Below are 25,607 nucleotides of genomic sequence, written 5' to 3' on the forward strand. Positions count from 1 at the left end.
GTACGGCCTGGTGCGGCCGGCGTCGGCCGACGGGGCTCCGCCGCACGTGTACGAGGTGAGCCGGACGGGGCAGATCAGGACCCCCGAGGGCGAGGTACTGCCACCGCACGGCTGGGTGGGCTACGGCGAGGACTACGCCCACCTGACAACCGGACATGTGCTGCACCGCGCCACGGGGCGAATCGTGCGTCTGTGGCAGCCGGCCGAGCGGGGGAACGCGTTCACCGAGCTGGTCGCCCGGCAGGGCGATGACCTCGTGCCGTACGAACTACGGGTGACCGACGACGGCCTGCACGTGGTTCCGGCGGACCCCGACGCGCACGATGGCGCGCAACTCGGTCCGACCACTGGGAATTCCGTCCCTCTACCGAGTCCCGACACCACGACCGCCGCCTTCGTTCCCCGGCACACCGGTGACATGCCCGAGGCGCACCTCGCCGAGGAGGTGATGAGAGATGCCGCTGCCCCGGAGGCGGGAACCTCGCAGGCGGAGACCGACCCGCGGCGCGAAGTCGCCGGCCGGCTGGCGCCGGGTACTCGGGAGGCGTATGACTCCGCGGTGCGCACCGCCCGGCGGATCGCTGCCGGCACCCAGCCGGGCGACTCGTCCCCGCTACGGGCGGACGTCCGGACTTCGGACGAGTCCAGCGGCATCGACGCGCTGACCGAGCGGTTGTTGCTCTCCGAGGTCCAGCGCGAGTTCGGACGGCTTCGTCCAGAGCTGCCCCTGCCTACTCTGAGTGACGTCAAGCGGATCGGTGCGCTTTCGCGCTACGACAACCTGCCGATCCGGCAACGCGCTGAGGCCTTCGCCCAGACCCTGGCGGCCGGGCGCACCGTTGCGCTGCACGGTGGCGCTGCGGGAGAAGAGGAGACCCCTGTGCCTGGCGGCCGGGTCGTCCCCGGGGCGCGGGCCGCCGATCTGGCGGAACTGGCGCAGATCGCCGACGCGGTGGCCGAGCGGTTCGCGAGTTCCGGGAACCGCGTCCCGGCCGGTTCGGCTCGGGAGGAGCTGAGCCAGGCCGACTGCCTGACGCAGTTGCGGCAGATCCGTGATGCTCTGTACCCGGGCAGCGTCGGCGTGGGCGCGTCGCGTGTGCTGGATCTGCCGGGCGTCCGGGCGGCGAGCACGGCCGACGACATCGCGGTCGGCACCCGGAGTGCGGAGAACGCCCTGGCCTACGGACCGGGATGGGGGCCTGTCCGGTCCTGGGCGGAGCTGGCCGGGACGGTGCGCACAGCTGGTCCGGGAGCCGCCGCACTGGTGCTGTGGCAGCGGCAGACGGGGCTGGGCCACGCCATGGCGCTCTACCACTCAGCCGATGCTGGTGTCGTGCGGATCGAGGCGCAGGGCATGCCTGAGCGGCGTGTGCGGCGTGACCTGCCCCGTGATCTCGATGCCGTGCACGCCAGGGCTGTGGTCGTCGGACCCGACGCCAGAGTGCTGGAGGGCGTGGTCACAGGGGAGCAGGGCTCGGCCGTACGAGCGCTCATCGATCCTCCGCGGGACCACGGGTACGGGGCTCTGGGCGTGGAGGTCGAGGACCGTCACTATTTGCTGCCGAAGGAACCGGGCACAGTATGGCCCATTTACGGCACAGCGCTGGCGACCCATCCGAGCACGGGAGCGAAGATCGTCGTCGATTCGCACTCCTTCTACAGGACGGGGGACGGTCCGATGTTCTCGGATCGCAGGATCGCGGAGCAGTACGCCGCCGGGATCGGGAGCACGGAACGCTTGCAGTCCGTACAGCTCCGCATCCCGGAAGTCGTCGTAGGCCCGGCCGCCGTCGTTCCTGATGAGCAGCGAGCACCGCTCGGCCAGGTTCTTGAAACGCTGGGGACCGTGCGTCAGGCCTTTGGGAAGGCCGATGACCGCAGGGGTGCGGTCGCGTTCGAAGAAGTGCTGCCGGAAGGCTGGGAGGCGACATCCGTAGGGAAGCAGCTGAACATCCATCCGACGGGAGGAGGGGTGGGGCACGCGGCATACACGCAATTCACCATAGGTGTTCCGGCGGCCGCCCTTCCCAACGTTCTTGTCCTGGCGCAGTCCAAGTTGTTCTTCACGCAGCCCGTTCTGAACAGCTACTACTACTACTCAGACACCTTTGGCCGGCAGCAGGCGGCCCGCTACGTCGGCTGGCTGACCGGGAAAGACGTCGATTCGAACTATGTTCCTTACCTGAGCTCGGTACCTGAGGTGGGTGAGGCATGGGGGTACGGTTGGCTGGTCTTCAATCACGTGGGGGCTCGGCCAATGCAGAGGCTTGTGGAGATGGCTCTCATCAAGAACATGCTGCCCGCCGCCCTGCGCAACCCTTTCTCGGCGGGGCGCGCTGTCCTGGACCCGCAGGTGCGAGAGTTCTACAGATCCCACTATGGCCAGGTCCGGCAGGATTTCGTGACCTGGCTGGGTGCGACCCACGCTGCCTACGCAGGGGCCCTGGGGAGTCCGGCATTCGACCCGGCCGCGGTACTCAACGAGCCGGTCACCTCCGGAAGAACCACGGATGATTTCCTGTCCTATGCGCTGCGCGACGTAGGACCGAATGGTGTGCTGAGCGAGGAAAATATCCTCGAAATGGCCCCTTTCGCGGTCGACGAGTACAACGGCCGCCCGCTTCTTCTCTTGGAGATGCGACACTACGGAATGAGTGACCAGTTGATGAGCCCGAATGACATTGTCGTTGGTGCTCAGGAGCTGTCGACCCATGTTTATGACTCGTACATGGCGCCACCCATGCCGAATGATCGTAGGGGCCGGGCGGGCATTGACCTGATCTTGTCCGCCAGAGCCGATCTGGACAAGTTCGAAAGGGCGCTTCGCTCGGTCGAAGGGATTCTTCCCCTGGTCGACGGACTGATCATCCGTCAGGCAGTGGGCAGAAGTCTGCTGGGCCTCCCCCTCACGTATACGCAGACATACTCCTTGCAGAGGGCTTTGAGTCTTATCGGCGAGAGGATGCGGGGTGGCACGCACGCCCCGGCGGCGCAGACGGCACTCAACACGCTCGCGGAAGCCATCCGGAGGATGTTGCCTCGCAGCTAGAGAGGCGCATGGACGGCGAGGTGCGGCCGTCGGACGGTCGCAGGACGCAGAAGCACCCCAACACATGAGAACAGTGACACGGATGGAAGAGCACGTGACCGACGAAGCCGACCGCGTTCAGCGGAAGCCGCTACAGACCGACGGCGAAGCCAGCGCCCAGGACAACGGAGCCGAACGGGACGACCCGGACACGACCGCCCGCTGGGTGTCGCGGCTGCTCGCCGTCGAGGCGGCCGGGTCCGAGGGCGTGGAGGCGGCGGGCGGGGAGGAACTGCCCGAGGTGCCGGAGAACATCAGGGAGGCGGCGCGGCTGGCGCCGGACCACTGGCTGGGGGTCGTCGACCCCTACTGGCAGGGCACGGGCGAGCCGCCCGCGTGGGCCATCGTGGGGCAGTGGCGGACGGACGGCGAGGGGGAGGTCGTGGAGTGGTCGGAGAATCCCGACTACCGCCCGTCGCCGACGGCCCTCGGCTGGGACGACCCCACCGACGCCCTCGACGCCGCCATCCAGCTCGCCGCGACGGGGTACGGCCCCGAGGAGGACATCGACCGGCTGCTGCTGACGGCCGAGGTCGCCGTACTGGTCGACGCCTCTGACGCGCCGGTGACCGCGTCGGCGCCCGACGGCACACCGGTCGTACCGGTGTTCACCTCACAGGCTCAGCTGGACCGCGTGGGCGCGCTGCGGCACCGGCGGGTGCAGGTGGAGGAACTGCTTCCGGAGATCCCCTTCGGGCACGAGCTGTACCTGAATCCCGCGGGCGCCGTGGCGTACGTCGCCGATCACATGGCGCTGCTCGGCGGAGGTGGAGAAGGGGGCGAAGACGAAGACGGGGCGGAAGGCGGGGAGTGACCTCCCCGTCTTCCTCCCCGTCTTCCCTCAGCGCAGGGACAGCCCCCGCACCAGCAGATCCAGCAGCGCGCACACGAACAGCGCGATCCCGATGAAGCCGTTGACCTGGAAGAAGGCTCGGTTGAGGCGGGACAGGTCGTGGGGGCGGACGATCGAGTGCTCGTAGACGAAGGCGCCCGCCACGATCAGCAGGCCCAGCCAGAAGAACGCGCCGGCGTGAGTGGCCAGGGCGAACCAGACGAACAGGCCCGTCGTGATCGTGTGGCACACCCGCGCGCCCCAGATCGCGGCCGGGATGCCGAAGCGGGCCGGGACCGACTTCACGCCGATGCGCCGGTCGGTGTCGACGTCCTGGCAGGCGTAGATGAGGTCGAAGCCGCCGATCCAGATGCCGACGGCGAGGCCGAGGATCACGGCCTTCCAGGACCAGGAGCCGCTGACCGCGAGCCAGGCGCCGACCGGGCCCATGGACTGGGCCAGCCCCAGGAACGCCTGCGGGAAGTTCGTGAACCGCTTGGCATACGGATAGACCACCATCGGGACGACGGCGACGGGCGCCAGGGCCAGGCACAGCGGGTTCAGCAGGGCCGCCGCGCCGAGGAAGACGACGACGGCGACCAGCGCGCCCGTCCACGCGTGCCGCACCGACATCGCACCGGTGACCAGCTCGCGGTGGGCCGTGCGCGGGTTGCGGGCGTCGATCTCACGGTCGATGATCCGGTTCGCGGCCATGGCGAAGGTGCGCAGCCCCACCATGCAGACGGTGACCAGCAGCAGTTTCACCCAGTCGACGGCACCGTCTCGCTCGTACATCGCCGTCAGGGTGGCGATGTAGGCGAAGGGCAGCGCGAACACCGAGTGCTCGATCATCACCAGCCGCAGGAAGGCCTTGGTGCGCCCCGGCTGTGGGACCGCCGCGGATACTGAACTCACAGGACGACTCCTTGCACGAGCGCGCCCGAGCGCGCATTCGGAAGTGTGAAGATCGTACCTGTCCAGGTGAGTCGACACATGACTGTCCTGGGTGACTCATGTGTCGGTCGTACATGAGTCGGTGTCGGCTCGCGGTACGCACCGACTCAACGCGTCGGTCCGCGCCTCCGTAACCGGGTGCGCGGACCGCGTCGTGGGCACCGGATCGGTCGGTGCGTGCCGAGTCAGGGCCGGATGATGTTATCCGCCTGGGGGCCCTTCTGGCCCTGGGTGACGTCGAACGTCACCCGCTCGCCTTCGACGAGCTCACGGAAGCCCGTACCGGAGATCGCCGAGTAGTGGGCGAAGACGTCAGGTCCGCCGTCCTGTTCGATGAATCCGTAGCCCTTCTCCGCGTTGAACCACTTCACCGTGCCGCTGGCCATGCTGTGTTCCTTCGGTCGTGCTGGGTGTGTCCCAGGTGAACTGAGATGAGGGCGGCCGTCAGCGGTGACGCGGTGCGGCCCCCTGGGGAACCACCCTGCCGTGTCACGAAATTTCCGGCAACCGATAGCGGGCGGTTCGGCTGGATGCGCGGTCGGCTGGACGAGGGCCGCGATGAACGCCTGTCGCCGCTGGACGTGTCGGGATGTCGGAGCCGTCGCCGAGCCGTGCCGCGGACGGACGCAGTCCAGGGCCGTCCGGCCGGAGACGGCCTGCTCGCCCTGGTGGAGCAACAGGGTTCCTCGCGTGGATCGGTGAGGGTCGAGATCCCGCGAAGCCCTTGAAGTCGATGACGACGGTGTGGTCGACTCGCAGACCGGTCGGTTTCGCCGCCGTGTTCAGGGGGGGGCCCGGGTTGCCGGTGCGTGACCCTCCCGTGGAGAAGGCGGAGTTGAGTGTCGCCGGTGCGGACCCGGCTCCAGCTGCCGTCGGGAAGCCGGCACGGGGGAATGGTGACCAGCGTGTCGCGGGGCAGGGAGCCAGTGCGTCAGCTCATGATGTGACGTGCTTGTCATCCGGGAGAACCCGGCCGGCCGGGGTCACTCCTCGAAGGCCGCCCAGGCCCGCTCGAACTGGTCCACCTCTGTCTCGAGAAGCGCGACAAGTTCCACGGCCCGTTTGGCCACGGTGGTCCCGAGCGGGGACAGACTGTAGGTGACCTTGGGCGGGATCGTGGCCTCGACGTGCCGGTTGACCAGGCCGTCCCTGCGCAGTGTGAACAGGGTCTGCGACAGCATCTTCTCGCTGATGCCCTCGATGCGGCGCCGCAAAACGTTGAACCGGCACTGCCGCTCGTACAAGGCCGACAGGACGAGGATGCCCCATCGGCCCGTCACGTCCAGGAGCACCTGGCGCGAGAGACAGTCCTTCGAGAACACACTGATGGTGGACTCGTCTTCTGTAGTCGTCATAATCAGACACTATCCGGCCGGACCGTAGTCAGAAACTCACTCTACAGCGGGAACATGTGAGTGTCAGCCCCTGAATACCGCGGGTCCGGCCGGAGGCGCCGTCAGCTCGCGAAGCGGAAGCTCTTCCCGACGAACCCGCCGAAACTGTGAAGGTCACCCGCGGGCAGCGTCAGCGTGGAACCGGTGCACCCGGCGCCGTCGTAGACGAGAACGGTCCGGTAGCTGTAGTTCAGGTCGGCCTGCACCGAGAACGGCAGGGTGACGCACGACGTGCCGACCTGCGACGGCGAGTACTCCAGGGTGGGGCCGGTGAATCCGCCCTGCCAGAAGGTGACGTAGCCGGGCGTACCGGGATCCACGGCGAAGGCGGGGGAGCCGGACAGTGCTACCGCCACGGCGACGGCGCCTGCGGCCACGGCGGCGGAAGCGAGGTTTCTCCTCAGGCTGCGCACAAGAACCTCCGATGGGGGAGCGGGGGAGTGCGCCGAGGGTCACTAAGGTCGGCGAACTCATGTGTCAGCTGAAATATAGGATGTGACTCAACCCAGCGTGAGCCCCGTGATGTCATGTTGGCCGAGCGGCGGTTGGTCTCCGGCTGGATGGCGCCGTTGCCGGTGGGAAAACGGCACTCGTTCACACGTCCGCCCTGCCGGGGGCGGCGGTTGCCGAGCCTGGGAATCACGGGTAAACCCGCACCCGGAAGTGGGGTCCTCCGCACGCCGGGCGGCGCCGGGCCGTAGGGCGCGCTCCATGGTCCGGGACGGGTGCCTGGAGCGAGAGTAGGGGAGTCCGGGCCGCCCGCGACGAGCGTTCACGGGGGTGGTACCGGCCCCGACCGGACCTCGCCTTCGTTCCCGATCTCCGGCCGGTGTCTGGTCAGTCGGTCGCTCGTGTGCGAGGAGTAACGGGAAATGAAAGTGCTGTGCGTCCTCTATCCGGATCCACTGACCGGGTACCCGCCCGAGTACGTCCGCGACGCGCTTCCCCGGCTCACCGCCTATCCGGACGGCATGAGCCTGCCGACCCCGTCCGCCGTCGACTTCACCCCCGGTGAACTCCTCGGCTGTGTCTCAGGAGGACTGGGACTGCGCTCCTACCTGGAGGACCAGGGGCACGAGTTCGTCGTCACCAGCGACAAGGACGGAGAGGACTCCGTCTTCGAGCGGGAACTGCCCGACGCGGACGTCGTGATCTCCCAGCCGTTCTGGCCTGCCTACCTGTCCGCCGAGCGCATCGCCAAGGCGAAGAAGCTCAAGCTCGCCCTCACCGCGGGCATCGGCTCCGACCACGTCGACCTGGAGGCCGCCATCCAGCGCGGCATCACCGTCGCCGAGGAGACCTACAGCAACAGCATCAGCGTGGCCGAGCACGCCGTGATGCAACTGCTCTGCCTGGTGAGGAACTTCGTCTCCTCCCACGAGTGGGTCCGCAACGGAGGCTGGAACATCGCCGACGCCGTGTCACGGGCCTACGACATCGAGGGCATGGACGTCGGCGTCATCGCGGCCGGCCGCATCGGCCGTGCGGTGCTCAAGAGGCTCAAGCCGTTCGACGTCAACCTGCACTACATGAACCGGCACCGGCTCCCCGAAGAGGTCGAACAAGAGCTGGGGCTCACCTACCACCCGGACGTGCGGTCGCTGGTGCGCAGCGTCGACGCGGTGTCCGTGCACGCGCCGCTCCAGCCCGAGACGTACCACCTCTTCGACGACGAACTGCTCGCGACCATGCGCCGCGGCTCCTACATCGTCAACACCGCGCGGGCGGAGATCATGGTGCGCGACGCGGTCGTGCGCGCGCTGAAATCGGGCCGTCTCGCCGGGTACGCGGGCGACGTCTGGTATCCCCAGCCCCCGGCACCCAGCCACCCCTGGCGGACCATGCCGCACAACGCCATGACTCCCCATGTGTCGGGCTCCACCCTCTCGGCCCAGGCACGTTACGCCGCCGGCACGCGCGAGATCCTTGAGGACTTCTTCGCCGGCCGTCCCATCCGCGACGAGTACCTCATCGTGGACGGCGGCAAGCTGGCCGGCACCGGGGCACACGCCTACACCACGTCGGGGGAGGCGAGCCCGGGCAGTACCGGCGCCTGACCATCCTGAACCACGCGTGACGCCAGGGGCCCTTCCCCCGAGGCTTCCCGGCGTCACCCTCCCCAGGGGGCGCGGGCCCGGTCACCGGGTCCGCGCCCCCTTCCTGGAACTTGTGCTCACGCCCTCCGCAGCCGCAGCGTCACCAGCTCGAACGGGCGCAGGCGGACAGTGATCCGGTCGCCGTCGCGTTCCGGGGCGGCCGTGTCCGCGAGGGGCCGTTCCAGCAGGTCGGTGACGGTGAGGTCGGTGACCTCGAAACCGGTGGTGAGGGTCGCCCGGACCCGGCTGCCGTGGGCTTCGTGGAAGCGGACGACGACGTCGCCGCTGCCGTCGTCGGCCAGCTTGACCGCCGTGATGACGACGGCGTCGTTGTCGACGCCGACCAGCGGGGCGACCTCACCCGCGCCGGTGAGGCGGCGTTCGGGGAGGTTGATCCGCCAGCCCTCGCGGACGGCGTCGCCGATGGAGGCGCCGGGGACGAGGGCGTGGCGGAAGCGGTGGACGCCCTGGTCGGTCTCGGGGTCGGGGAAGCGCGGGGCGCGCAGGAGCGAGACGCGGACGGTGGTGGTCGTACCGCCGTCGCCGTCGGTGCGCACCGTGCGGGTGACGTCGTGGCCGTAGGTGGAGTCGTTGACGACCGCGACGCCCCAGCCAGGTTCCTCCAGGTGCAGGAAGCGGTGGTTGCAGGCCTCGAACTTGGCCGCTTCCCAGGAGGTGTTGGTGTGGGTGGGCCGGTAGGCGTGCCCGTACTGGGTCTCGGAGGCGTAGCGCTCGGCGTGCACGTCGAGCGGGAAGGCCAGCTTGAGGAACTTCTCCGTCTCGTGCCAGTCGACCTCGGTGTCCACCACGAGGCGCCGCTCGCCCGGCGGCAGGGACAGCACCTGGGTGACACGGGAGGCGCCGAACGCCCGCACCACCCGCACGGAGGTGCCGTCCTGGCCGGGTGTGACCGACTCGGTGTCGGTGAGGTCGGTGACGGTGTTGCGGTAGAACTCGTCCACATCCCAGGCGTCCCACATGTTCGGGAAGTCCGGGTGGAGCTGGAGGAGGTTGGCGGCACGGCCCGGGGCGATGGTCTCGCGGTCGGCGGCCAGGTCGTAGGCGGAGACGACGAGTCCCTGGGCGTCGATCTCGATCCGCAGCAGACCGTTGTCCAGCACGAACGCGCCGTCCTCGCGCGGGGCGAGCTGCGTGTGCCCCGGGAGAGCCGGTGCGGCGGCACCACCCGCGACCACGCCCGCCCGCTCGTGCGGCGCGGAGTTGAAGACCAGCTCGGTGCTGCCTTCACCGGCCAGCGCCCGCTGAGCGCCCTCGATGATGGCGTTCAGCTCCCCGGCCAGACGCTCATAGGTGGCCCGTGCCTCGCGGTGGACCCAGGCGATGGACGAGCCCGGCAGGATGTCGTGGAACTGGTGCAGCAGAACCGTCTTCCAGATCCGGTCCAGCTCCTCGTACGGATACGGGAACCCGGCACGGACGGCGGCGGTAGCGGCCCACAACTCCGCCTCCCGCAGCAGGTGTTCGCTGCGTCGGTTGCCCTGCTTGGTCTTGGCCTGGCTGGTCAGGGTCGCCCGGTGCAGTTCCAGATACAGCTCGCCCACCCACACCGGCGGCTCGGGGTACTCGGCCTCGGCCTTCTCGAAGAACGTCTGCGGTGTCTCCCACACCACCTGCGCGGAGCCTTCCAGGTCCCGCAGCCGGGCGGCCTTGGCGACCATCTCCCGGGTGGTGCCACCGCCGCCGTCACCCCAGCCGGTCGGCGCCAGGGAGTGCCGGGCCCGGCCCTTGTCCTTGAAGTTCTTCGCCGCGTGGGCGATCTCGCTGCCCTTCATCGAGCAGTTGTAGGTGTCCACCGGCGGGAAGTGGGTGAAGATCCGCGTGCCGTCGATGCCCTCCCACTGGAAGGTGTGGTGGGGGAACTTGTTCGTCTGCGACCAGGAGATCTTCTGCGTCAGCAGCCACTTCGAACCCGCCGCCTTGATGATCTGCGGCAACCCCGCGGCGAACCCGAACGTGTCGGGCAGCCACGCCTCCTCGTTCTCCACCCCGAACTCGTCGAGGAAGAACCGCTTGCCGTGCACGAACTGCCGCGCCATCGCCTCCGAGCCGGGCATGTTCGTGTCCGACTCGACCCACATCCCCCCGGCCGGCACGAACCGGCCCTCGGCCACGGCCTTCTTCACCCGCGCCCACACCTCGGGCCGGTGATCCCGTACCCACGCCCACTGCTGCGCCTGCGACATCGCGAAGACGAACTCCGGCTCGTCCTCCAGCAACGCGGTCATGTTCGACGTCGTCCGCGCCACCTTCCGCACCGTCTCCCGCAACGGCCACAGCCACGCCGAGTCGATGTGGGCGTGCCCGACCGCGCTGATCCGGTGCGCGGAGGGCACGGCGGGGGCGGACAGCACCCCGGTCAGCTGCTCGCGGGCCCGCTCGGCGCTGCCGCCCACGTCCTGGAGGTCGACCACGTCCAGTGCCCGGTCCACGGCCCGCAGGATGTCGTAGCGGCGGGCGGAGTCCTCGGGCAGCTCGGCCATCAGCTCGCCCAGCACCTCCAGATCCATCACCAGCTGCCACACCGTCTCGTCGAACACGGCGAGGTCCATCCGGGTGAGCGTGTACTGCGGCTCGCTCCCGGCGGTCTCCTTGTCCCCGAGCTGGGTCGGCAGGAAGGGGTGGTAGTCCAGGATCACCGGGTTGGAGGCGGCCTCGACGTGCAGGCGGACCTCCTCGCCGCCCGCGACCGGCGCCCCGATCCGCACCCACTGGTTGCGCGGGTTCAGGCCCTTCACCGGGGAGCCGTCGGGCCGGTAGACCAGGCCCTCGCACTGGAAGCCGGGCATGTTCTCGTCGAAGCCCAGGTCGAGGATCGCCTCGACCGTCTTGCCGGCCCACGCCTCGGGCACCGTCCCGGTCACCCGGAACCAGCTCGTCCCCCAGGGGGCGCCCCAGCGGGCCCCCACCGCGATCGGCTCGGGCTCGGCGGCCAGGCCCTCCTCGACCGGCACCGGTTCACCCGGCGCGTTCCACACCGCGACCTCCAGCGGCACCGACTCCGGGTACACGGCGGGGCGGATACGTTCGTCCAGGACACGCTTCAGGCGGGCTTCGATCAGCGTGCGGTCGTCATGCATGCGGGGCGCTCCATCGGTGCTGCGGGGTGAGAACCTGCTCGGCCGTGACGGTCTCGGTGATACCGCGGGCCAGTAGATGATCCGTGTCGTCCGCGCGGACGTCCAGCACCGTGGTGGGCCGGGCGCCGTCGGCGGTCAGCCGGAAGAAGGCGTCGTACACCGCCCCGCCCGGAGCCAGCGCGGTGCGCTGTTCCGGTTCGGCCGGTACGACGAGGGCGGTGGTGCGGGGTGCCGGGGCGGGGTGGGTCCGGCGGGCGGCGTCGGCCAGGACCCGTGCGATGTCCTTCGGGCGCCGGTCGTTGGTCAGCAGTCCGAGGGAGTACTCGAGTTCGGGGAAGTCGGCGAGGCCGCGCGAGACGTCGTGGGAGCACCACCAGGTGATGCCCCACAGGCCGGGGCAGTCCAGGGCGTTCGTGACGGTCGCCTCGGCGAAGGCGGCGGCGTGCTCGGCGGGGACCAGCGGGGCGGGGGCGCCGACCTCCTGGAGCCAGACCGGGCGGTGCGGGTCGTCGGCCCAGGCCTTGGAGAGTTCCACCAGGTAGGCGGCGTGGTGCTCGCTGGGTACGGAGGTACGGCCGTGGCGCTGGGCGGTGCCGTTGAACACCCACGAGTGCACGGCGGTGACGCCGCCGTACCGGGCGGCCTGCGCCGGGGTGAACGGCATGTCGTGCTGGTACCAGGTGGCGTCGTACTCGGCGTGCAGGTGGAGCCGGCCTGGGGCGCCCTCCTCGCAGGCGGCGAGCATGCGCTCCAGCCAGGTGTCGATCTGCTCGGGGGTGGCCCGGTCGGGATCGGGGTGGGGGTCGGCGCTGAACTGGTTGACCTCGTTGCCGACGGTCATGCCGATGAAGTTGGGCCGGTCGGCGAGGGCGGCGGCGAGGGTGCGCAGGTAGGCGGCCTGGCCGTCGATGACCTCGGGGTCGGTGAAGAGGTTGCGCCGGTGCCAGGTGCGCGTCCAGGCGGGGAGGAAGTCGAAGCTGGACAGGTGGCCTTGCAGGCCGTCCACGTTCACGTCCAGTCCGCGTTCGGCGGCGGCGTCGGCGAGGGCCACGAGCTGTTCCACCGCGCGCGGCCGGATGAGAGCCCGGTTCGGCTGGAAGTACGGCCACAACGGGAACACCCGGACGTGGTCCAGGCCCAGTGCGGCGATCGAGTCCAGGTCGGCGCGTACGGAGTCGAGGTCGAAGTCGAGCCAGTGGTGGAACCACCCTTCGCTGGGGGTGTAGTTGACGCCGAAGCGCACGGCAGGAGGCATGGATGTCCTTGCGGGGGGTTCGGTACGGTGGTCAGCCCTTGACGGCACCCTCGCCGACCCCGCGGAAGAAGTACCGCTGGAGGCAGGCGAAGAGGGCGATGAGCGGGGCCACGGCGATGACCGTGCCGGCGGCGACCAGCCGCTGGTCGTTGGCGAAGGTGCCGTGCAGATAGTTCAGGCCGACGGTGAGAGTGAACTTGTCCGGGTCGCCGAGCACGATCAGCGGCCACAGGAAGTCGTCCCAGGCACCCATGAAGGCGAAGATCGCCACGACGGCGAGCGTGCCCTTGACCGACGGCAGCGCGATCCGCAGGAACCGCTGCCAGACGTTGGCGCCGTCGACGAAGGCCGCCTCCTCGATCTCGTACGGCAGGTTGAGGAAGGCGTTGCGCATCAGCAGCACGTTCATCGCGGCGACGCAGGCGGGCAGCACCACGCCGATGAGGGTGTTGTTCAGGCCCAGCGACCGCATGGTCGTGAACTGGGCGATGATGATGCTCTCGGCGGGCACCAGCAGCGCCAGGATGAAGACCAGAGTCACCGCCCCGCGGCCCCGGTAGCGCAGCCGGGCCAGGGCGTAGCCGGCCAGGGCGGAGCCGACGCAGTTGGTGATCACGCTGGCGACGGCCACCTTGAGGGAGTTCAGGGCGTAGTCCCAGACGGGGATGACGCCGGCGACCCGGGTGTAGTTGTGCAGGGTGGGGTGCTCGGGCAGGAACGACGGCGGGGAGCTGTAGATGTCCTCCGTCGGACCCTTCAGCGAGGTCGAGAGCTGCCACAGGAACGGGCCGATCGTCAGGGCCAGCACGGCGAGCAGCAGCAGGTAGCGGAGGACGAGTTCCCAGGGCCTGACCTGTCGGCCGGTCTCGTCGGTGAAGCGGGGGCGGCGGCCGGTCCGCCGCGCGGTGCCGGTCGTCGGGTGGCCCGGGCGGGCGGTCCGCTCGCCCGGGGTGCGCAGGGTGTCGGTCATGCCTGGGCCTCGTCCTTCCGGTCCGCGCGCAGCACCAGCAGCATCAGCACCACGGTGATCACGAAGACCACCACGGAGATCGCGGAGGCGTAGCCGACCCGGCCGCTGAGGCCGGTGCCGGTGCGCTGCACGAGCATCACGAGAGTGGTGTCCTCGCCGGCCGGGCCGCCGGTCGGGCCGGCCATCAGGTACACCTCGGAGAACACCTTGAAGGCGGAGACCGAGGCGAGCGCGGCCACCAGGACCATCGTGGACCGCAGGGCGGGCACGGTGACGCTGAGGAAGCGGCGCACCGCGCCCGCGCCGTCCACGGCGGCGGCCTCGTGCAGTTCACGTGGCACGTTGGCGAGCGCCGCCAAGTAGATGATCATGTAGTAGCCGAGGCCCTTCCACACCGTGACCGCCATGGCGCTGAGCAGGATCAGCCACTGGTCGCTGAGGAACCCGACCGGGCTCGCGCCCAGGGTCTCCAGCAGCGAGTTGATCAGGCCGCGTTCGTCCAGCAGCCACACCCAGATCAGGCCGACGACCACGATCGAGGCGACGACCGGGGTGTAGAAGGCGGACCGGAAGAAGGCGATGCCGGGGATGTGCTTCTGTACCAGCAGGGCGAGCAGCAGCGGCAGGATCACGAGCGCGGGGACGACCCCGAGGATGTACAGCGTGCTGTTGCGCAGGGCGATCCAGAACATGTCGTCGTGGAGCATCTCGCGGTAGTTGGCGAGACCGACGAACTGGCCCGGGATCAGCGTGCGACGGTCGGTGAAGGAGTTCACCACGGTCGACACGAACGGGTACAGCACGAACGCGGCGGTGACCAGCAACCCGGGTGCGGCGAAGAGCCACGGACTGGTGGGCAGCTGACGCCGCACCCGGGAGCCCCGGCGAGCAGGGGAGGAGAGGGCCACAGCGGATCAGCCCTGCTTGAGCAGCTGGTCGCAGGCCTTGACAGCGTTGTCGAGCGCCTGCTTGGGGCTCTCCTTGCCCTGGAGCGCCTTGGCGACCTCCTGCTGGAGCGCGGTCTTCATCTGGTCGCTGAACAGCACCGGCGTGTAGTTCACGGCCGTCTTCAGGGACTTGGCGGCGGCCACCCGGACCCGGGTCTCGTCGGTGCCGTCCTCCTTGGTGAAGTACGGGTCGTTCAGGGAGCCGCCGGTGCTCGGGAAGATGGCGACCTGCTTGGCGAAGGCCATCTGGTTCTTGGCGTCGGTGACGAAGTGCGCGAAGGCCACGGCCGCGGGCTTCTGCTTGGACTGGGCGTTCACCATCACGTTCTGCACGTACATGTTGACGTGGCCGGTGCTGGTGATCTGGTCGGTGATGCCGATGTTCTTGTACAAGGTCGGCGCCTGCGTCTTGAAGTTCTTCAGGTCCAGCGCGCTGCCGGGGTTCATGGCGACGGCGCCGGTGAGGAACTTCTGGCCGGACGACTCGGGCGTTGCGGTCAGGGCCTGCGGGTCGAGGGCCTTGGCGTCGTACAACTCCTTGTACTTGGTGAGGAGTTCGACACCCTTGGCGTCGTTGAAGGTGAAGGCGGTGCCTTCCTTGTTCATCAGCTGGACGCCGTAGCGGCCGAAGTCCTCGACGGCCGGCACGTTGGCGAGGGTGGCGACCTTGCCGTCGGTCTTCTTGGAGATCTGGAGGCCGTCCTTGAACAGTTCGGCGTACGTCTTCGGCGGCTGGTCGGGGTTGAGGCCGGCCTCCTTGAACAGGGCCTTGTTGTAGAACAGCGGGCCGGTGTTCAGGTACCAGGGGAACGCCCAGGTGCCCGGCAGGCCCGGGATGTCGGTGCTGCTCCACGCACCGGGCAGGTACTCGCTCTTGTACTTCGCCGCCGTCTTGTCCTTGTCCAGGTCCAGGGCGAGCCCGGCCCTGGCGAGCGGGGCGGCCAGGTCGGGAGAGACGTTGACGACGTCGGGCAGCGTGCCGCCGGCCGCCTCCGCGCTGAGCTTGTCCGCGTAGCCCTCGGCGGGCTGGTCGACCCACTTCACGTGGGTGCCCGGGTACTTGTGCTCGAAGTCGGCGATGACGCCCTCGAAGTAGGGCTTGAAGTTGGCGCGCAGGTTCCAGGTCTGGAAGGTGATGTTGCCCTCGATCTTGCCCGAGGCGTCGCCCGACGAGCTGTCGTCGTTCCCGGAGCCGCAGGCACTGAGCGGCAGCAGGGCCGCGACGGCGACAGCGGTGGCGAGGGTTCTGCGGGATATGCGCACGGCTGGGGGCTCCTTCGGACGATGGGCCACGGCGACGATGCCGGCCACGGGTTCAGGGGCAGACATTGCATCCTTCGGCGGAAAAATGTCAATGGATTCGGCTGAAAACTTCCCGGCATCGATAGAAGTCGCAGGTCAGGCGGGGTTGACGTGGGCCGGACAGGCGCGTGGCGCGGCTCTTGCCTCTGATCGCTAATGCGCTTTAGGCTGACAGCGCTCAAGCGCATTAGTGCTCGATGGCAGGGAATGGGAGCGGACGTGGCGGACAAGCGTGCACCGGCTCGCCGGCCGACGATGAAGGACATCGCGCGGCGGGCGGGGGTCTCCGAGAGCGCCGTCTCCTTCGCCCTCAACAACCGCCCCGGGGTCTCGGACGTGACCCGGGCCCGGGTGCGCCGGGTGGCCGAGCAGCTGGGCTGGCGGCCGAGCACCGCCGCACGCCAGCTGTCCGGTGAGGGGGCGGCGACGGTCGGGTTCGTACTGGCCCGGCCCGCGCACACCCTCGGTGTGGACTCGTTCTTCCTCCAGTTGGTCTCGGGCATCCAGGAAGTGCTGGCCGAGAGACATCTCGGTCTGCTCTTCCAAGTTGTAGAGGACATTGCCGACGAATGCGCGGTATACCGGACCTGGTGGGCCGAGCACCGGGTCGACGGCGTCCTCATGGTCGACCCCCGCACCGACGACCCCCGCCCCGCCCTCCTCGACGAACTCGGCCTGCCCGCCGTGGTGATCGGGGGCGCGCCGGCCGGGCTGGACCCACGGCTGTCGGCGGTGTGGGCCGACGACGCCGGCGCGATGGCCGCCGTCGTCGCCGAACTGCACGCGCTCGGCCACCGGCGGATCGTGCACATCGCCGGGCTCCCCGGCCTCGCGCACACCCAGCGGCGGGTGCGGAGCCTGCGCGCCGAGGCCGAGCGGCGCGGGCTGACCGAGGTCCGCTCGGTGACCACCGACTACTCCGACGCGCAGGGAGCCGCCGTCACCCGCCGGGTGCTGACCGCCCCGACCCCGCCCACGGCGCTGATCTACGACAACGACGTGATGGCGGTCGCGGGCGTCGCCGCCGTGGCCGAACTGGGCTTCACCGTGCCGGACGACGTGTCGGTGGTCTCCTGGGAGGACTCCGCGCTATGCCGGATGGTCAAGCCCTGGCTGTCCGCGCTCTCCCGGGACACGGTGGCCTTCGGCCGTACGGCCGCCCGGGAACTGGTGTCCTTGCTGGACGGAGCCGCCCCGGGCACGGTCCAGGTACCGCTGCCCGAACTCATAGCCCGGGACAGCACGGGACCGGCGTCGAGCTAGGAACGGGGCCGCCCCCCGGCCGTGGGGTGATCCCCATGGCCGCCCCGTCCGGCCATGGGGATCACCCCATGGCCCTCCCGCGGGCCGCCTGACGAGAATCGGGGAACCGGCCGAGGCGCCGCAGCACGGAGCCTCAGGGACCGCACGCCCCAGCCCACGGCACGCGCCCCGCTCATGTCGCCGGCCAGGATCGGAGGACCTCCCCGTGACCGCGACAGCGGAGCAACTCGTCGACGTCCACGCCCACTTCGTGACCCCCGACTACGTCGAGGCCGCCAAGGCCGCGGGGCATCTGCTCCCCGACGGCATGCGGGGCTATCCCACCTGGTCGGCGGCCGAGCACCTGGACCTCATGGACGCCCACGGCATCCGCACCAGCGTGCTGTCCGTCTCGTCGCCCGGTACCCACTTCGGCGACGACCGCGCCGCGCGCCTGCTGAGCCGGCGGGTCAACGAGTTCGCGGCGGACGTGCTGCGCGCACACACCGGCCGCTTCGGGCACTTCGCCTCCCTCCCGCTGCCCGACGTGGACGGCGCCCGCGCCGAGGCCGCCCACGTCCTCGACGTCCTCGGCAGCCACGGCGTCGCCGTCGAGACCAACCACGCGGGCGCCTATCTCGGCGACGCCCGCTTCGAACCCCTCTGGCGGGACCTGGACGAGCGCGGCGCCGTCGTCTTCGTCCATCCCACCTCGCCGCCCTGCCACGAGGCCGTCGCCCTGGACCGGCCCCGGCCCATGCTGGAGTTCCTGTTCGACTCCACCCGTACCGTCTCCGACCTGCTGTTCAGCGGAGTGCTGCGCCGCTACCCGCGCATCCAGTGGGTCTTCACCCACGGCGGCGGCGCCCTGCCGCTGCTCGCCGACCGCATGGAGCTGTTCCGGACCGTGTTCGGCATCGGCGCCCAGGACGGCCCCACCGTGCAGGAGCAGCTGCGCGGCCTCTGGTTCGACATGGCCGGCAGCCCCTTCCCGCACCAGATCCCGGTGCTCACGACGACCTTCGGCTACGACCGCCTGCTCTACGGCAGCGACTACTGCTGGACCCCGGCCGCCGGAACCGTCGCGCAGATCGCCTCCGTCGACGCCGCCGAACAGCCGGCCGGCGGCACCTGGCGCGCGCTGACCACCCGCAACGCGGCCCGGCTGCTGCCGGACCTGGCCGCCGGTCACTGAGCGGACCGGTCACCACGCTCGCGCGAAGACGCGTCATGATCACGGCCATCCGTCCGGCCGCCGTCGTCCAGGGCGAGGCCCGTGCCCAGCAGCGGCCGGTGAGAGAACGGCGCTGCTCGCCGCGGTCGCGGCCGGGGGGCGTCGGCTCCGTCGCGCGCTACGGCGCCGGACAACTGTGTCCCACGGGCCCGGCACCTTCCCCTGGACCACCTCCGCGCTCGGGGCGGTCGGGTGCGCCGCGGCGGTGACCCACCGGCTCCTGGCACGCCCGCGGCGGCGGGGTATGACCGCCGACACGCCGTGAACTGGCTTCTCGTCGCGGTCGGCGGGCTGGTGGGCGCGTTGCTGCGCTACCTCACCGACCGTGCCCTGCACGCGTGGACGGGCGGCGTCTTCCCCTGGGGCACGTTCACCGTCAACGTCACCGCCTGTCCGGGTCGGTACGGCTGCGTTCTCCTACGAGACGTTGACCCTGTTCATGTCGGGTGCCCGGCTCCTTGCCGGGGCTGAGCGGGGTGCCGGCACCGGCCGCGATGCCATGACGCGCGGTACCCCGTCGAATGACTGATGCCCGCCCGTGTGCCGTCGGGAAGCCTGGTGAGTGAAGAAACCACCAGGAGCCGCACGGAGGAAGACATCGTGTTCGATGCGCCCGGACCGGATCAGCCGGACGGCCACCGACTTCTGCACTGGCCGATCGGTTACTCCCCCGACTTCTCGGACCTCTGGGCCGTCGCCGAGGCCGACATCGACGCGCGGCCGGCGGCCGTCTTCGGACACTTGGCCGACCTGTGCAGCTGGGCACGGGATGTCACGCCGATCGACGACGGGCCCGCGGAGGACACCGAGTCGCCGGGGCTGCGGACCGACAGCGAGTTCGCCTATCGGCTGGAGGGGCTGGAGGTGCGCGCACGGGTCGGCGAGTACAGCCCCGGCAGCCGCCTGGCGTGGTTCGCGCAGGGCACCGATATCGGCCTGTACCAGGAGTGGCTGCTCCTGGCCCACGGCGGCCGGACCCTGGTCCTCATGGGGTTCGCGGCGCGCGGCCCCGCCGCCATCGCACACCGGGAAGCGGATCCGGAGTGCGCCCAGCGCATGGTGGAGGGGTGGCTCACGGGGCTGAAGGGGCGGGTGGAGGTCGGCTGGACTTGGCTCCGATGACCGGGTGGTGCGAGGTCCGCCTCGCGGATCAGGCGTCGTCGCTGCCGATCGCGTCCCGCAGGGCCGCCCGCTTGGTGATGCCCAGCTTCGGGAAGATCTGGTACAGGTGACTGCTCACCGTCCGCGGTGAGATGAACAGCCGCTCGCCGATCTCCTTGTTGGTCAGACCGGACGCCGCGAGCCGCGCGATCTCCAGTTCCTGCGAAGTCAGGGCGGCCACCCCCTGGGTGGTGGAGGCGGTACGCGCGGCCTGCCCCGCCGCCCTCAACTCTCGTTCGGCGCGCGCCGCCCAAGGCGCGGCACCGAGCTTCTCGAAGGCGTCGAGTGCCTGCCTGAGCTGGGCCTTCGCCTCGCTCACCGCCCGCGAGCGGCGCAGCCGTTCGCCGTAGAGCAGGCGGACCCGCGCGGTGTCGAAGGGCCACTCGCCGGTTCGCGGCGCCGCCAGGGCGCGGTCGAAGAGTTCCACGGCCTCGTCATCGGCGACGAGTGCCGCGGCGGCCGCTTCCCGCATCGCGAGCCGGGGCGAGAGAGCGGCGACGCCCGACTCGCGCAGCACGCGTACGTGCCGCTCGGCCTCGGCCCTGCGGTCCGTGCGGACGGCGGCCTCGACCAGTTCCAGGGCCACCCAGAGACTGTGCGGTACATGTGAGGCGAGGGTCCCGGCGGGACTGATCTCCGTCGCGTGCTGATAGGCCGACTCGAAGTCGCCTTCCCCGAGGTGGGCCAGGACCAAGGCATGGCGGGCGTACGTCTGTGCCATGCCCACGCCGCGCGGACCGGCCCAGCCGATCATCTGGTCGGTGAGGGCGCGGCTGGTCTCGAACTGGCCCTGAACGGCGGCGAGGAGAGCCTGGTGGTAGCGGAAGTAGAAGCTGAAGAACCTGCCCCCGAACTCCTCGCACACCGTGAGACCCTCGGCCGCGAGTTCGCCGGCCTCGGCCCATTCACCGCGGACGAAGTCGTCGAAGCACACATCCATGAGAGCGACGATCCGTCGCCTGCCGGGTCCGTCGGCCCGGCCCTGCCGGATGGACCGCCACAGTGCCTCCCGCACCTCGGCCAGCCGGTCCGCGTAGATCGCGCTCGCCGCCACGTTCTGCACCACCTCGGGATCCCGTTCCTGATGGATCGTCGCGAGCCGGGCGTCCAGCACCGGCAACAGGGCCACGCCGGTGCGGACGGGATCGGCGGCGTACAGGCCGGGGGTCATCACCAGCAACTCCGGCGGCTCGGGCCGGAGACGGGCCACCGCTCTGTGGAACGCCGTCCACAGGTCGGCCCGTCCTCCGACGAGGCAGACCAGGGCGAGGGTGAACAGCGCGATGACCAGTTCCTCGTCGTCGGCGTCCGCACGGTTCGGCCACGCCTCGATCGCCTCGGCCAGCAGGCGGTGTGCGGTGTCCACGTGCCCGTCCGATTCGAGGAGCTGGAGCGCGGCCGCCGACGCGTAGTGCAGGGAAGCGGACGGCTGATCGTCGGACTGGTGGACGTCCCGCAGCAGTTCCGGGGTGCTGCCCGCCGCCAGGCCTTCCGCTCCGATGTAGGCGGCCTCGGCCAGGCGGCCGGCGCGTGCCTCCGCGGTGGGACTGAGATCGGCGGCCCGGCACAGCAGAGAGATGACAGCCTGGTAGTCCCCGCGTCCCCGGACACGGCGGGCCGCCGCTTGCAGCAGCGCCGCCACCTCCTCGTCGGGTTCCACGGTGGCTTCGCCCAGGTGCCACGCCCGGCGCTCCAGATCGTCGCGGAAGACCTCCGCCAGGACCTGGTGCGCCTGCCGGCGCTCGGCCGAGGTCGACTCCGCCACGACAGCGGACCGGATCAGCGGGTGCCGGAAGGCCACCGTGTGCGAGGCGGCCGCGACCCTGACGAGCTGGTCCTGCTCGGCGGGTGCGAGATCGTCCAGCCGGTAACCGGCGCCTGCCGCGGCTTGCAGCACCCTGAGGTCACCGGTGCTCTCCAGCGCGGCGGTGAGCAGCAGGGTACGGGTCGCGGCGGGCAGCGCCGCCACCCGGGCCGCGAACAGCCCTTGCAGGCGCTGGTTCAGCGGGAGTATCCGGGGCACGGGCTCGGCGGGGCCGCGCCGGGTTTCCCGCACGGCGTGCGGGAGTTCGAGCAGGGCGAGAGGGTTGCCCTGCGCGGTGCTCAGTATCCGCGCCCGGACCTGAGTGTGGAGGCCGGGGAAGCGCTCTGCCAGCAGCTGGGCAGCCGCTTCGTCGTCCAAGGCCCGCAACGGCAGCTCGGGCAGGCCGCTGATGTCGAAATAGCCGGCCGATCCGGTTCTGAAGGCCGCCAGGAGCCCGGCCCTGCTGCCGATCAGCCGGCGTGCCGCGAAGCTCAGCACCACCGCACTGGCCCGGTCCAGCCAGGGCAGGTCGTCGATGATCAGGAGCAGCGGCGCACGCGCGGCCACTCTGCGGAACAGCAGGGTCACGGCGTTGGACAGCAGGAGCCGGTCCGGAGCGGGACCGACCGCGAAGCCCAGAGCGACCCGCAGCGCCCCGGCGTGTTCGTCTCCCAGTGCGGAGAATTCGTCGACCAGGGGAAACAGGGCCTGGTTGAGCCCGGCGAAGCTCACCTCGGCCTCGAACTCGGCTCCGGTCACGCGCAGGATCGTCGTCCCCGACGCGCGGGCGGCGTCGGCGGTCGCCTCCAGCAGGGCCGTCTTGCCCACACCCGCGTCTCCGGACAGCAGCAACGTGCCGCCGTTCACTCCGGTCTGCTGGAGGAAACGCCGCAGAAAGTCGATTTCTCGCAGGCGTCCCACGAGGGTTTCGGGTCGGTCGCCGGGCTGGATCACCCGTGAAGTCTCCCTCGGGGGCTGTCGGCGCATCAAGGCGGGGTTCGCACGGCGGGTCTCAGCCGCACCGCCACCGGTGGTTTCCGAGGGGAAGTACGTTTCTCCGGAACGAAGGCCACGCAGGCCCCGCACCTGGTTGGGCCGCCACGGGACAGCTGATGGGACATTTCACACCAGCTCGGGTTGTGATTCCGGCTGTCGTGCCCGAGCGGCCTTCGGTTCCCGGAGTCCGGTGATTCGTACGTAGCCGTGGACCACTGAGGCCATCGCCAGAATGAGAAGTGGTCCGGACAACCACGGATGTTCGGCCATCTCCACCGGCAGATAGCGATAGGACACCAGGAGCGCGGCGAAGACCGCGACCCCGTAAGCGACAAGCCGGACTCCTGACCGATCCCAGCCGCGGTCGAGCGAGCGCAGGGCCGCCTCGATCGTGAGCGCGAACACCACGCCGACGACGAGGTCCGTGCCGTAGTGGTAGCCGAAGCCCAGCGTTGCGGCGAGCGTGGCGATCAGCCAGAACGTGCCCGCGTACCGCAGAATCCGTGGGCCGCTGCGGGTATGGATGAAGATCGCGGTGGCCCACGCCGTGTGCAGGCTGGGCATGCAGTTGCGGGGGGTGATCTCGTCGTAGGGCATCGGGTGCGGGGCACTGAGGGGCGGCGGTGTGTGCGGCCACAGGTTGGCCACCGCCCACTGCACGCCGCCGGTGCCGGAGGCACCCGGGCCGTAGGCGAAGACCGGTCCGACCACCGGGAAGAGCATGTAGATGCCCGGCCCGAGGAGGCCGATCACCAGAAAGGTGCGCACCAGATGATGGCGTGGGAAGCGGCCGTCGACCCTCACGTTGCGCAGCTGGTACAGCGCGACGACGACCGCGGCCACCGCGAGCTGCGCGTAGACCAGGCCGAGGAGATGGGTGCCGATCGGGCCGGTGGCCTCGACGAACCGGCCTATCAGCCACGAGGGGTTGCCCAGCGCGTGATCGGCGGTTGCCACGTACTGATCGAGCACGGCCGGGCGGGTCTTCGAGGTGATGAGCAGCCAGGTGTCGCCCGTCTTGCGGCCGGTCACCAGCAGCAGGCCCAGCCCCACGCCCTTCAGCAGCAGGACACGTTCCCGGCCGCTGCGGCGCGTGACGGCGATGACCGCGTAACCCAGCAGCACCCACAACGCGCCGTTGCCGAAGAAATGGCCGTCGGCCACCCTGGCGTCGAACGCCCATCGCACCAGTACGAAAACGACGTCGATGCCGATCGCGACAACAGCCGCGATGAACCGTTGCCGCCCGGTGAGTACCACCATCATCAAGGCCAGACCGGCGTACGGCGGCCCCGGCTTGGGCGCGAATATCGCCTCTTTCGCCTGTTCGGTCAACGGCCCCGGTATACCTGCGTAGCGACGCGCGACTATCTCCAGCGTGATGAGGAAGCCGAGTGCCGCCACACCAGCCGTGGCCCACAGTATCGCGCGTGGTTGACGCCACACGGCGGGCGTCGTTCTCCCGTTTGTTCGCGAAAACATCCGCGATGCTCTAGATGTCAACTGTCTGGCCGATTTGTTATGTGGTTGACCGGGTCACTTTTCGCACTGCATGGCATGGTTTCTGGTGTGAGGCGGAGGGATGATCGTCGTTAGTTCGAACATGCTATCGGAGCGGTGAGGGTGCACGGCAGCCGTCGGTCAGGAAGCGCCATGACCGCCTGGGGCCAGATCGGATACGGAGCCGCGCCGGTCCGCTCGCCTGGGAGCGAACCGGCCGGTCCTTCGCGCGGACGTCGGCGTCGGACGAGGCGGGGTCGGCCGCCCACAAAGATCGGCATCGTCATCGGCGGCGCGTGGACCAGAAACCGCGTCTCAGGCAGGCTGCCCTCGGGGACATGTATCCCTTGCCTTCTTCTACGTCGGTACGGACTCGGGGCCGGTTGGTGGCCCTGGGGTCGCACTTCTCGGTGCTCTGATGGTCCGGCGCTTGGGGCGCCGTCCGGGCGACTGTGACTTCAGGCTTCTCGACCCACCGGAAGAAGTCGGTCCGGGACAGGAGTCGGCCGCTTGAACGTGAGTCGACCGCGCTCGGAGGCGTCGGGCTCCTGGGCGTGCACCAGCGCTCCTTGGGAGCCGGATTCCGAAGTCGGCTCCCAAACGGCTCCCAAAACATCCCGGTGGCGGGATTCGAAGCCACGACCTCTTCGTCCCGAATGAGGTTCGGTTGGTGAGCCTGCCAGCTTCGATCACGTTTCCCCAGCTCAGACGGATGGGCTCGGTTGGTGTCGCGGGGCCTGGAAGGGGTCCGGGGAGCGGGTTGGCTCCCAGATGGCTCCCAGGACGTGCACCCGAAGGGCTCTGCACGCCTGCCCGCCACCCGTTCGACCCCGAGTTCTGGCTGAGGCGCGGGCCCGCATCACCGCGGCCCCGTTGGTCATCTCTTCGGCTGACGAGGTGATCACCCACCCGCTCCTCGGAACGTCATCACGGCCAACCAGCAGGAGAACTCTGAGACGAATGGTCGACGGGCCCCATCACGCGCAGGGCCGACATGGCACTCCCTTTACCCGTCTGCCCTATGGTCGGAGCCGCAGCTGCGAAGGGGGAGGCGACGGCGATGGGCGACGGCAAGGTGCCCGGCAAGGTCCTGGACATCAAGACCGCCGACATCAAGGCGGCCGCACCGGCCTTCCACCAGGGGGCCATCGATCTGAGCAAGGCACTGACGACACTCATCCAGACCCTGGACGGCCTCGGTGAGCCCTGGGGCCACGACGAGCAGGGCGACAAGTTCGGCAACGCCTACAAGCCGCAGCAGAAGAAGATCGAGAGCGCGGCGGGCATCCTGGTGCTCGGCCTGACGAGCATTCACGAGGCGCTGGCGGACCTGTCGGACGGGCACGTGGACAACGACCAGCTCATCGCCGGCATGTTCACTGAAGTGAAGACCGACAAGCAGAGCGACGGTGCCGGTGAGCGTTGAGGACAAGGCCCGCCACATCCTTCTGAAGCTGGGCCTGTGGTGGCCGGAGGCGGACTCCGGCAAGCTGAGGGACGCGGCGAAGGCCTGGCGTGCCTTTGCCGATTCGGTAGACGATGTCCGCGCTCCCGTGCACCGCAGTGCGTCCTCGATCATCCACAACAACACCGGTGAGTCGATCGAGGCGTTCGAGAAGTTCTGGGGCCGTTACGCGAGGGACCAGGACGGCGGCTGGCTGAGCGACCTCGCGAAGTCCTCGCGGGAGATGGCCAAGGCGCTGGAGAAGTTCGCCGACGCCATTGACGACGCGA

Annotated in this window: 19 protein-coding genes and 1 pseudogene (1 of these 20 cut by a window edge); 9 read left to right on the forward strand and 11 right to left on the reverse strand. The window is 69.8% G+C overall.

Translation table 11 applies throughout. The annotated features are described in order from the left end of the window. Nucleotides 1–3,049 carry the final stretch of a TcdA/TcdB catalytic glycosyltransferase domain-containing protein gene (locus ACZ4WH_RS31245; protein WP_468187155.1) on the forward strand. It extends 26,282 nt beyond the left edge of the window, so only the last 3,049 of its 29,331 coding nucleotides appear in the window; its start codon lies off the left edge, out of view; the stop codon is at nt 3,047–3,049. A 94-nt stretch (nt 3,050–3,143) separates the two neighbouring features. Beyond that, nucleotides 3,144–3,902, forward strand: coding sequence for a type VII secretion system-associated protein (locus ACZ4WH_RS31250; RefSeq protein WP_468187157.1), 759 nt, complete (start codon nt 3,144–3,146; stop codon nt 3,900–3,902). Nucleotides 3,903–3,929: 27 nt separating this feature from the next. Here ACZ4WH_RS31250 and mqnP read toward each other — a convergent pair whose 3' ends face one another. The 4 genes from mqnP to ACZ4WH_RS31270 all read right to left on the reverse strand — a co-directional run bounded on the left by mqnP (nt 3,930) and on the right by ACZ4WH_RS31270 (nt 6,624). Further along, on the reverse strand, nt 3,930–4,835 hold the full coding sequence (mqnP, locus tag ACZ4WH_RS31255; protein ID WP_468187159.1) for a menaquinone biosynthesis prenyltransferase MqnP: 906 nt from the start codon (nt 4,833–4,835) through the stop codon (nt 3,930–3,932). A gap of 224 nt (nt 4,836–5,059) precedes the next feature. Then, a complete protein-coding gene (locus ACZ4WH_RS31260; RefSeq protein ID WP_468187161.1) occupies nt 5,060–5,260 on the reverse strand; it encodes a cold-shock protein in 201 nt (66 codons plus the stop codon). Between the two features lie 597 nt (nt 5,261–5,857). Further along, on the reverse strand, nt 5,858–6,229 hold the full coding sequence (locus tag ACZ4WH_RS31265; protein ID WP_468187163.1) for a winged helix-turn-helix transcriptional regulator: 372 nt from the start codon (nt 6,227–6,229) through the stop codon (nt 5,858–5,860). A 101-nt stretch (nt 6,230–6,330) separates the two neighbouring features. Further along, a complete protein-coding gene (locus tag ACZ4WH_RS31270; protein ID WP_468187165.1) occupies nt 6,331–6,624 on the reverse strand; it encodes a hypothetical protein in 294 nt (97 codons plus the stop codon). A gap of 516 nt (nt 6,625–7,140) precedes the next feature. Here ACZ4WH_RS31270 and ACZ4WH_RS31275 point away from each other — a divergent pair. After that, entirely contained in the window at nt 7,141–8,325 is a 1,185-nt protein-coding gene (locus ACZ4WH_RS31275; protein ID WP_468187166.1) for an NAD-dependent formate dehydrogenase, read from the forward strand. A 116-nt stretch (nt 8,326–8,441) separates the two neighbouring features. Here the strand turns inward: ACZ4WH_RS31275 and ACZ4WH_RS31280 are convergent, their stop codons facing one another. From ACZ4WH_RS31280 to ACZ4WH_RS31300, 5 genes are read right to left on the reverse strand one after another with little or no spacing between them, the layout of a single operon-like run. Then, nucleotides 8,442–11,462, reverse strand: a complete 3,021-nt coding sequence (locus ACZ4WH_RS31280) for an alpha-mannosidase (protein ID WP_468187168.1) — start codon at nt 11,460–11,462, stop codon at nt 8,442–8,444. Then, a complete protein-coding gene (locus ACZ4WH_RS31285; RefSeq protein WP_468187170.1) occupies nt 11,455–12,717 on the reverse strand; it encodes a glycoside hydrolase 5 family protein in 1,263 nt (420 codons plus the stop codon). Before ACZ4WH_RS31285 ends, ACZ4WH_RS31280 begins: the two co-directional genes overlap by 8 nt. A gap of 31 nt (nt 12,718–12,748) precedes the next feature. After that, on the reverse strand, nt 12,749–13,687 hold the full coding sequence (locus ACZ4WH_RS31290; protein ID WP_468187172.1) for a carbohydrate ABC transporter permease: 939 nt from the start codon (nt 13,685–13,687) through the stop codon (nt 12,749–12,751). Further along, nucleotides 13,684–14,595, reverse strand: a complete 912-nt coding sequence (locus tag ACZ4WH_RS31295; RefSeq protein WP_468187174.1) for a carbohydrate ABC transporter permease — start codon at nt 14,593–14,595, stop codon at nt 13,684–13,686. Before ACZ4WH_RS31295 ends, ACZ4WH_RS31290 begins: the two co-directional genes overlap by 4 nt. Before the next feature lie 6 nt (nt 14,596–14,601). Next, on the reverse strand, nt 14,602–15,897 hold the full coding sequence (locus ACZ4WH_RS31300) for an ABC transporter substrate-binding protein (protein ID WP_468187176.1): 1,296 nt from the start codon (nt 15,895–15,897) through the stop codon (nt 14,602–14,604). A 258-nt stretch (nt 15,898–16,155) separates the two neighbouring features. Here ACZ4WH_RS31300 and ACZ4WH_RS31305 point away from each other — a divergent pair, with 258 nt between their 5' ends. The 4 genes and pseudogenes from ACZ4WH_RS31305 to ACZ4WH_RS31320 all read left to right on the forward strand — a co-directional run bounded on the left by ACZ4WH_RS31305 (nt 16,156) and on the right by ACZ4WH_RS31320 (nt 19,534). After that, nucleotides 16,156–17,199, forward strand: a complete 1,044-nt coding sequence (locus ACZ4WH_RS31305; protein WP_468187178.1) for a LacI family DNA-binding transcriptional regulator — start codon at nt 16,156–16,158, stop codon at nt 17,197–17,199. 205 nt (nt 17,200–17,404) lie between these two features. Further along, nucleotides 17,405–18,373 carry an amidohydrolase family protein gene (locus ACZ4WH_RS31310; protein ID WP_468187179.1) on the forward strand — a complete coding sequence of 323 codons (969 nt, stop codon included), beginning with the start codon at nt 17,405–17,407 and terminating at the stop codon, nt 18,371–18,373. Between the two features lie 300 nt (nt 18,374–18,673). Next, nucleotides 18,674–18,805 (forward strand): annotated as a pseudogene (locus ACZ4WH_RS31315) (fluoride efflux transporter FluC); the annotation flags it as partial. Nucleotides 18,806–19,012: 207 nt separating this feature from the next. After that, entirely contained in the window at nt 19,013–19,534 is a 522-nt protein-coding gene (locus tag ACZ4WH_RS31320; protein ID WP_468187181.1) for an SRPBCC family protein, read from the forward strand. Nucleotides 19,535–19,562: 28 nt separating this feature from the next. Here the strand turns inward: ACZ4WH_RS31320 and ACZ4WH_RS31325 are convergent, their stop codons facing one another. Continuing rightward, a complete protein-coding gene (locus ACZ4WH_RS31325) occupies nt 19,563–22,331 on the reverse strand; it encodes a helix-turn-helix transcriptional regulator (RefSeq protein WP_468187183.1) in 2,769 nt (922 codons plus the stop codon). A gap of 168 nt (nt 22,332–22,499) precedes the next feature. Beyond that, nucleotides 22,500–23,855: a phosphatase PAP2 family protein gene (locus tag ACZ4WH_RS31330; RefSeq protein ID WP_468187185.1), complete on the reverse strand. Its 1,356-nt coding sequence runs from the start codon at nt 23,853–23,855 to the stop codon at nt 22,500–22,502. A gap of 1,078 nt (nt 23,856–24,933) precedes the next feature. Between ACZ4WH_RS31330 and ACZ4WH_RS31335 the strand changes: the two genes are divergently transcribed. Both ACZ4WH_RS31335 and ACZ4WH_RS31340 read left to right on the forward strand, forming a co-directional pair. Next, nucleotides 24,934–25,299, forward strand: a complete 366-nt coding sequence (locus ACZ4WH_RS31335) for a hypothetical protein (protein ID WP_468187187.1) — start codon at nt 24,934–24,936, stop codon at nt 25,297–25,299. Beyond that, on the forward strand, nt 25,289–25,607 hold a 319-nt coding region (locus ACZ4WH_RS31340; RefSeq protein WP_468187189.1), incomplete at its 3' end, for a WXG100-like domain-containing protein. The genes ACZ4WH_RS31335 and ACZ4WH_RS31340, both read left to right, overlap by 11 nt.

The organism is Streptomyces sp. NPDC029138 (assembly GCF_055564375.1).

Bases quoted from the DNA above. Each gene is read 5' to 3' on its own strand.
- ACZ4WH_RS31260 (WP_468187161.1), bottom strand. From the start codon at position 5,260: ATGGCCAGCGGCACGGTGAAGTGGTTCAACGCGGAGAAGGGCTACGGA.
- ACZ4WH_RS31265 (WP_468187163.1), bottom strand. From the start codon at position 6,229: ATGACGACTACAGAAGACGAGTCCACCATCAGTGTGTTCTCGAAGGAC.
- ACZ4WH_RS31275 (WP_468187166.1), top strand. From the start codon at position 7,141: ATGAAAGTGCTGTGCGTCCTCTATCCGGATCCACTGACCGGGTACCCG.
- ACZ4WH_RS31280 (WP_468187168.1), bottom strand. From the start codon at position 11,462: ATGCATGACGACCGCACGCTGATCGAAGCCCGCCTGAAGCGTGTCCTG.
- ACZ4WH_RS31285 (WP_468187170.1), bottom strand. From the start codon at position 12,717: ATGCCTCCTGCCGTGCGCTTCGGCGTCAACTACACCCCCAGCGAAGGG.
- ACZ4WH_RS31290 (WP_468187172.1), bottom strand. From the start codon at position 13,687: ATGACCGACACCCTGCGCACCCCGGGCGAGCGGACCGCCCGCCCGGGC.
- ACZ4WH_RS31330 (WP_468187185.1), bottom strand. From the start codon at position 23,855: ATGTTTTCGCGAACAAACGGGAGAACGACGCCCGCCGTGTGGCGTCAA.
- ACZ4WH_RS31335 (WP_468187187.1), top strand. From the start codon at position 24,934: ATGGGCGACGGCAAGGTGCCCGGCAAGGTCCTGGACATCAAGACCGCC.